The sequence below is a fragment of the Mycobacterium sp. genome (assembly GCF_035653355.1).
In the GTDB taxonomy this organism is placed as follows: Bacteria; Actinomycetota; Actinomycetes; order Mycobacteriales; family Mycobacteriaceae; genus Mycobacterium.
In genome coordinates this window covers 1-2,231 of the sequence record NZ_DASRBZ010000328.1, presented here as the reverse complement: position 1 = coordinate 2,231, position 2,231 = coordinate 1, and the positions used below count along the sequence as shown (strand labels likewise).

The following is a 2,231-nucleotide window of genomic DNA, read 5'->3' as shown; positions in this document are numbered from 1 at the left end:
GCTGCGGGCCGCCGATGTCGTCCGTCCCCTGCGAGAACGTGTACGACGCCTGCAGCGTCAGCCCCTGCCGGAAGCGCCGGCGGTACTCGAGCACCGCCGCGTTATACCAGTTCGAGGCGCCGTTCGACACCACCCAGATGTGCGCGTACTTGGGATCGTTCTTGGCCGTGTCCAGGTCCGTGTAGTAAAGGCCCGTCTGCACGCCCGCGGCATTTTCGATGGTGTAATACTTGTGCACCGTGGGCGCCGGAATATTCTCGTCCGCCACGCTGTAGAGGCCGTAGCCGCGGCTGTGCAGCAGCGTCAGCGTGAGGGTGCTGCTCGCATCGAGCCGCCGCTCGATCGCCAGGTTCAGGTCGCGCACGTGCGGATTGCGCAGCTTCGAAGACGCCCACATCAGGTCCGTCGAGCCGGTGGGAACCGTGCCGCTAACGGGCTTGGGGAATGCCGGCGCGTTCGTCATGGTGGGAAGCACGGTCAGGTCCGTCTGCTTGACGCCGTTGCCGAAATCGTACAGCCAGTCCAGCAATTGGCCGGGCATCGGCTCATAGAACCAGCCGTAGCCGACGCGCGCGACCGTCTTCTCATTGAGCGCATACGCGATCGAGATGCGCGGCGCGAAATCGACATTCGGCGATGCGATGGTGGCGGTCTGGTAATAGGTCGAGTTCTGGTTCTGCGGCTTCGGCAGGCCCGGTTTTTCGAAGCGCACGCCGGCCATGATCGTCAGCCGCCGGACCGGCCGCCACGTGTCGACCGCATACGCGTTGTACTGTTTCCACGGCACGCGGCGCTCCGCGGTCCCGATCTGCTGCGTGAGCATCGTGTAATCCTTGCCGCCGCTGGTGAAATCGGTGGCGAACGCCGTCAGCGATGGGAACTGGTATACCGGCCCGGCGAGCGAAGTGACGGTGTCGCGCGAGCGCCAAAGCTCGAAGCCCAGGCTCAGCGAGTGCGTGCTGCTGGTGAGTGTGGCGTTGTCCGTGAGCTGGTAGCGCAGCTCGCCCAGCGATTGCGAGTACGGGTGCGGGTTCCCCACGGTCACGCCGTCCACCGTGATCCCGAGATTGGCGTCCGCGATGTTGGGCGTGTACGCCGGGTTCGAGAGGCGGTCGTCGAAAACGCCCAGCCGCAGCTCGTTGAGCGTGCTGCGCGTGGGAACGCTGGTCCACGCCACCTTACCGAAGCGGACGTCGTCGGTCGCATTCACCAGCCCGAGCAGGCCGCCGTTCGGATCCACCTGCTGGATCGAGCCGCCGTTCGGCGCCTTGGCGTTGAGGATGTTGCCTTCCACGGTGAAGCTGTTGCGCTCGCTGCGCCGGTAATCGACCTTGGCCAGGCCCGTCAGGAAGCTCTCGCTGAGCGGCGTCACGACGTTCATCTGCGATTGCAGAAACTTGATCGCGCTCGCGCACTGCACGGACGTCGCCTTGCACGTCGAAGAGAGGATCGTCGTGCCCGTGGGATCGGCCAGCAGCGGGCTCGTGATCTTGTTCAGCCCGCGGCCCTTGCCGTCGAGGTCCTCCACGTTGCCGAAGAAGAAAATGTGATCGCGGAGGATCGGCCCGCCGGCCGAAGCGCCGCCCTGATTCAGGTGGTCGAACAGGCTCTGCCCGTTGGCGAAGCGGTTGGCCGCCGCGACCGCGTTGGGGCTGTAGTAATCGTAGCCTGCCACGTGCAGATCGTTCGTTCCGCTGCGCGTCACCACGTTGACGATGCCGCCCGAAGAAGGCCCGAACGCCGGCGGCGCGTTGGCCGGCAGCACCTGGAACTCCTGCACGCTATCGAGCGTGAGCTGGTTGGCCAGCGCGCGCGGCGAGGCGTAATACGTGTTCGTGGTCACCACGCCGTCCGTCACCGTCAGGTTCGAAACAGGCTGCGCCGTCAGCATGATGCCGCCCGTGCGGTGATCGATGCCGGCCAGCGGATCGAGCTGCGCCAGCGGGTCGATGCGCCGGTTCGACGACGGCAGGTTATCGATCTGCTGCGTCGTCACCAGCGTGCTCAGGTCGTTCTTGACCTCTTCGACGCGCGGCGCCGGGATCGCGGCTTCGTCGCCGGTGTAGCCCTCGTCATGCTTCAACGTGACGCGGAAATCGAGCGTCTGCCCCACCGAGAGCGCGAATTCGCCGCTCGTCCAATCGAGGAATCCCTTGCGCGTGATCTTGATGCGATATCCGGCCGCCGGCGTCAGCGCCGAGGCGTTGAACACGCCGTCGTCGGAGGTCGTC

Annotated in this window: 1 protein-coding gene; it reads right to left on the bottom strand. The window is 65.7% G+C overall.

From position 1 onward, the window contains the following. Window positions 1-2,231 (bottom strand): TonB-dependent receptor (locus VFA16_RS11405; protein ID WP_324967913.1); only part of this gene is annotated, 2,231 nt, incomplete at both ends.